The organism is Halothiobacillus sp., from assembly GCF_027346185.1.
GTDB lineage: Bacteria > Pseudomonadota > Gammaproteobacteria > Halothiobacillales > Halothiobacillaceae > Halothiobacillus.
In genome coordinates this window covers 1-4,681 of the sequence record NZ_DAIESY010000155.1, presented here as the reverse complement: position 1 = coordinate 4,681, position 4,681 = coordinate 1, and the positions used below count along the sequence as shown (strand labels likewise).

The following is a 4,681-nucleotide window of genomic DNA, read 5'->3' as shown; positions in this document are numbered from 1 at the left end:
GAAGAGATTGTAATTGCCCGTGGGGGCAAGCCGGTGGCGCGCTTGGTGGCGTTGCCCAGTCCCGCCAAACCTCCACGCAACTTGGGTTTGGGCAAAAAATCTTTCACTTTCCCAGAGCACTTTGACAGTTTGAATGCCGATGAAATTGCGGCCATGTTCGGGCAGGAAAAATAAATGGTCGGGCACGTTTATTTACTGGATACCAGTGTGTTGCTTGCGGCGCTGCTTGCCCCGGAGCGCCTGCCGAAGGAGGTGGCCGCCGGAATATCCGAGTCGTCCAATACGGTTTATTTCAGTTCGGCCAGTATTTGGGAAGTGGCGATCAAACATTCGTTGCAGCGGGTGAATTTCGATTTTTCTCCACAGGACATTCATCGCCTTGCCTTGGATACAGGCTTTACCGAGTTGATGGTCAAGGGCGAGGATTGTTATCCGATTGCGAGCTTCCCTTGGTATCACCGCGATCCGTTTGACCGTTTGTTGGTAGCGCAGGCGCAGTCGTTGCCCGCTTATTTGCTCACCACCGATGGGATGCTGAAGCAATACTCTGAACTGGTTGTTCACCTTTCAATTCGTACTACTCAAGGAAGTTGAGCGCAACGCCACATCAGGAAGGTTGCGCACGGTCTTCACGGCATCGACCAGCGTCTTTTTTTCGTCAGCGGTCAGTGTGTTCAAGTCGCCGTCGTTGAAATAGACGAGCGCTTTCAGGCTCTCGCTCGGTTGGAAATTCGGGCCGTAAAGCTGGCGAGCGGATGCGAGTCCGTGTGACAAACTTACCCCGGCATTGATCATCGCAGCGACATCGCGATAGTCTTTGGCCTCGGCGCGTTGGAGTACGACTTTAACCTTGGTTGCCATCAGGTCGGCAAAAGAAGCTACTTGCAAAATACCGTCATCGGTAAAGTCAGGCTCCCCAACTCGTCCGAAGGCAATCGTACCGAAGAATGAAACTTTGACGTGCTCCCTTTCCGAGCTTCCATAGGGGACAAGCACAACCCAAGTGTTGTCCCGATTCTGGAGCGTTGTGGACTGATCCATAAACGGAAAAGCCACTTTGATGGCTTCTCGGTCAAGCGGCTTTTCAGAAAAGAAATCGAAATCAACTGAATCACGATGCCCCAACCGCAGCCCGATGGCAGTGCCGCCGTACAGCGTAAATCCCAGATTTGGAGCGTTGTGAAGTTCCGGCCAGAGGCGTTGCTGCGCAGGGGGCAATATGTCCATGCAGGGTTTGAACGTGAGAGTCACGTAAACCTCCGCACGGGTAAGGGCGGGACATGATCCACGCTCGATAGCCCAAGACGGTAATGCCAGTACGCCCAAGAGCGTTCATTGAACTGACCGGCCTCTGCGTGCGTCAGGACTTCGCGAAGCACCTCATCGCCGACTTGCGAGGCTAGAGACTGAACGTCGGAGTAGTCGCCGATGTTCATCACTTGGGCAATTACTCGCTCGGGCATGAGCACCGCTTCTTCTGGCGTTTTCCACCAGATGTACTTGCTGGCAAGTGGCTTTAATGACTCTTGACTGACCTGAATCATGAAGACATCTCTTCTTCAACACATGTTTACAATTTCTAATGGGCAAACTTTACGCCTTTGTGGTCAAGAGTGCAATGCGCTTTTACGATCCAAGATCGCGATGCCGGGCCTGTGATCCGTCCTTTGTGCTATCATCTCAGGGGGCCGCTGATTAACTCCTCCATGAGGCGCGTTGCGGGTCAAATCGGGAAGATCGCGACGCGTACGGCGCAGGTCGTAGCCGGGACTTTGACACCAAGCCGTACAGACACGCGAGCCCCCGATTTGACCGCAACCGCCTCGTTGATAACGAGCAAAACATGCTCGGCGGGACGGGGCTTGGCGGGCGAACTGCCGCGTTATGCCGCTCGTCAAGGAGAATAACCCTTGGCTGCACGTCACGCCTTGCATTTCATTCCGCCAAGCCACCGTCGCGACCATGTGGGAATTAATCAGCGGTTCCTAAAAATCTGGTTGGATTGTGAGGCGCTTATGAATCGCATTGACCACAACACCGAAGAGGCCGTTCATCGGTTTCTTGCGTTAATAGCCAGTCGCTACGACGTGGTGGAAGCCATTGTCTATGGTAGCCGCGCGCGTGGAACGCACCGTCCGGACAGTGATGTGGATGTAGCCGTGCTTTTGCGTGGTGAACACCAACGGTTCCTGACAGCCAAGTTGGATATGGCGGATATTGCATTCGATGTTCTGTTAGAAACCGGCATCCTCATTTCGCCTCTCCCGGTATGGCTTGATGAATGGGAGAATCCTGAAAGCTACTCGAACCCTGCTTTGCTGCGCAATATTCATCGGGAAGGGGTTCGGCTGTGAGTAATTGGCAATTGACGCCTGAAGCCATGATGGTGAAAGCAAGCACAGCATGTTCGTCTGCTCGTGCGTTGCTTGATCTCGGTGATGTGGACGGTGCTGCGAATCGTGCCTATTATGCGATGTTCGACGCCGCCCGCGCTGCTCTGTTAGCATCAGGTGCGCCAGTCGAGCCGGATGTTGGTCGCACCCATAGTGGTCTGATCGGGGCCTTCGGTAACCACCTGGTCAAGAACGGTCCGATATCAAAAGAGGTGGGGCGCCTTTTGAACCGAGCGCACGAAATCCGACTGGTGGCTGACTACAATGGGAATTCGGTCGAATCAGATGATGCTCGAGAGATGGTGAAGCAGGCCGAAATCTTCGTCTCTGTTATACGAACCGAATTTATGCCGAACAAACCTATCGACAGGCTACTAACGTAACGCCATGATCCATAAAACGAGATACTATCAATCACGAGTTCTGGATAACTTAAAAAAACAGGCAGCGTAAGCTGCCTGTTTGGGTTGTTTACCTTGGTTATGTACCTTGGTTATGTACCTTGGTTATGTACCTTGGTTATGTGCCTTGGTTATGTGCCTTGGTTATTTACTTTGGTAAGGTTTGAAACCATATCGTTCAAAAATCGCCAGTGCTTGTGGCGAGCGCAGGTAGTTGACCCACATGCGGGCAGCTTTTTTGTGTGGCGCAGCTTTTAGTGCGACAGCCGCGTAAATTGCGGTGGTGTTCTGGCTGTCCGGGATGGCGACATGGCTGATGGGGTTGCCTACATCTTCTTCGAAGATGGCTTCCGACTGCCAGGTCACGCCTGCGTCGGCGCGTCCGAGCATCAGGAACAGTGGTGACTGGCGATGGTGGATATGCGTCATTAGCGTTTCACCGTTTTTCACTTTGTCGGTGTAGACGGTGTTGACCAGTGCGTCGCCGCCAGCCTTGGCAAGGCTGGCTTTAATCTGACGGCCAATGCCTTCAAATTTGGGGTTTGGCATGACCAGACGCACGCCGGGTTTGCCCAGATCGGCAAGACCTGTGATGTGCGCAGGATTGCCCTTGGGTACCATGATGGTGAGGGTGTTGGTGACGTAAGGTACGGCAGGGCCAATGGCGTAGCCGTCCTTGATGACGCCGGTGACGCGTTTCATGCCGCCAGCGTAGACGTCAGCATGTGCGGTCCAGGTCATATTGCCGACGGTGATGGTGCCGTTATGCTTGATTTGGTCAACCAGCAGACCGGGCGGGATGGTTTCGTAATAAATCTTGCCTTTGAATTCCGGATGTTCTTTGACAAATTCGGCAACCAGTGGCGCCATAGCGAAAAAGTAGTTGCCACCGACGAACACGGTCAGTTTTGCCTGGCAGGGGTCGCCATGAAAATCGGGCAGGTTGTCGATCTCAGGAACGGTGAAATCCAGTCCATGTTCGGTGATGGGGTCATTGGCGCCGTGGCTCCATGGCGGAAAGAATTGTTCTTTGACCGCGTCGGCAGCATGGGTCAGCGAGGCAAGCAAAAGAGCAGGTACGCACAATGCGCTGGCCATAGCGCGTGCAAGACGGGTGTGGCGAATTGTCATGAGTAAGGTCTCCAGAACCGTTGATATGAATTGATGGTGCAGCATCAGGTAGTCAGTGCAGAAATAGACCGCCCGGCATGCGCGGTCGATAATGTTCGGTGCGCAGGCGAGGGTGATGTCAGGACATTCACTGTATACCGATTTCATGATTGTAAAGCTAGCCGGGTTCGTTGTAAACTGCGGGGGCGCGGAAGTGATGCGCTTGCGTTTCGTTCCGGTGCAGGTTAGATTGTTAAACGTAGGTATTTTACAGCTAGATTAAATGGAGAGACTGATGAAATTACAACGGCATGTTTTGTGGTCTATGGTGGCAGCAGCATTGTGTGTGGCAGCACCGGCATTTGCGGATGGTACGGCAGCAGCGACAGATGCGGCTCACGTATCTGCCTATGTCAAACCACATATTACCCATGAGAAATATGGGACGCTCAAGGTTGTCGTGCCGCTGGTCAGTGATATGCCTGCAGTGCGTGGCATGAAGTTGCGCAATGTCGCCAATGCTATCAAGGCGACCGAAGTTTGGGGTGGCAAGATGGATGTCAAAATCGTGATGTACGCCAAGGGCGTGGCATGGTTGGCGCATCCGGATGACAAAGAGAAGGCTACCATTGACGCATTGCGTGCGCATGGCGTGCAGTTTGTTGTGTGCAACAACTCGCTGATCGAACAAGGTATTGATTTTCATACCCTGTATGGCGTAAAAGATGCGGATATCGTGCCGTCAGGTTTTGCTGAAGTGGCTTTCCTGCAAGCGCG

The 4,681-nt window shown here is 53.2% G+C and carries 7 protein-coding genes; 4 read left to right on the top strand and 3 right to left on the bottom strand.

The window, feature by feature from the left end:
• Nucleotides 1–174: 174 nt before the first annotated feature.
• Complete coding sequence (locus M7R55_RS11030; RefSeq protein WP_298220515.1) at nucleotides 175–594, top strand: type II toxin-antitoxin system VapC family toxin; 420 nt, start codon at nucleotides 175–177, stop codon at nucleotides 592–594.
• Here the strand turns inward: M7R55_RS11030 and M7R55_RS11025 are convergent.
• Nucleotides 568–1,227 (bottom strand): nucleotidyl transferase AbiEii/AbiGii toxin family protein, encoded by a 660-nt coding sequence (locus M7R55_RS11025; RefSeq protein WP_298220513.1) that lies wholly within the window; start codon nucleotides 1,225–1,227, stop codon nucleotides 568–570. The two genes, M7R55_RS11030 and M7R55_RS11025, sit on opposite strands and share 27 nt — an antisense overlap.
• A 20-nt stretch (nucleotides 1,228–1,247) precedes the next feature.
• Complete coding sequence (locus M7R55_RS11020; protein ID WP_298220511.1) at nucleotides 1,248–1,544, bottom strand: hypothetical protein; 297 nt, start codon at nucleotides 1,542–1,544, stop codon at nucleotides 1,248–1,250.
• 471 nt (nucleotides 1,545–2,015) lie between these two features.
• Here M7R55_RS11020 and M7R55_RS11015 point away from each other — a divergent pair, with 471 nt between their 5' ends.
• The gene (locus M7R55_RS11015) at nucleotides 2,016–2,354 is read left to right on the top strand and encodes a nucleotidyltransferase domain-containing protein (protein ID WP_298220509.1); all 339 of its coding nucleotides are present in this window, start codon (nucleotides 2,016–2,018) and stop codon (nucleotides 2,352–2,354) included.
• A complete protein-coding gene (locus M7R55_RS11010; RefSeq protein WP_298220507.1) occupies nucleotides 2,351–2,776 on the top strand; it encodes a HEPN domain-containing protein in 426 nt (141 codons plus the stop codon). Before M7R55_RS11015 ends, M7R55_RS11010 begins: the two co-directional genes overlap by 4 nt.
• A gap of 162 nt (nucleotides 2,777–2,938) precedes the next feature.
• Here the strand turns inward: M7R55_RS11010 and M7R55_RS11005 are convergent, their stop codons facing one another.
• The gene (locus M7R55_RS11005) at nucleotides 2,939–3,925 is read right to left on the bottom strand and encodes a substrate-binding domain-containing protein (protein ID WP_298220505.1); all 987 of its coding nucleotides are present in this window, start codon (nucleotides 3,923–3,925) and stop codon (nucleotides 2,939–2,941) included.
• Nucleotides 3,926–4,199: 274 nt separating this feature from the next.
• Here M7R55_RS11005 and M7R55_RS11000 point away from each other — a divergent pair.
• Nucleotides 4,200–4,681, top strand: a 482-nt coding sequence (locus M7R55_RS11000; RefSeq protein ID WP_298220503.1) for a DsrE family protein, incomplete at its 3' end; no start/stop codon positions are given.

Coding starts and splice junctions, on each gene's coding strand:
- M7R55_RS11030 (WP_298220515.1), top strand. CDS start 175: ATGGTCGGGCACGTTTATTTACTGGATACCAGTGTGTTGCTTGCGGCG.
- M7R55_RS11025 (WP_298220513.1), bottom strand. CDS start 1,227: ATGGACATATTGCCCCCTGCGCAGCAACGCCTCTGGCCGGAACTTCAC.
- M7R55_RS11020 (WP_298220511.1), bottom strand. CDS start 1,544: ATGATTCAGGTCAGTCAAGAGTCATTAAAGCCACTTGCCAGCAAGTAC.
- M7R55_RS11015 (WP_298220509.1), top strand. CDS start 2,016: ATGAATCGCATTGACCACAACACCGAAGAGGCCGTTCATCGGTTTCTT.
- M7R55_RS11005 (WP_298220505.1), bottom strand. CDS start 3,925: ATGACAATTCGCCACACCCGTCTTGCACGCGCTATGGCCAGCGCATTG.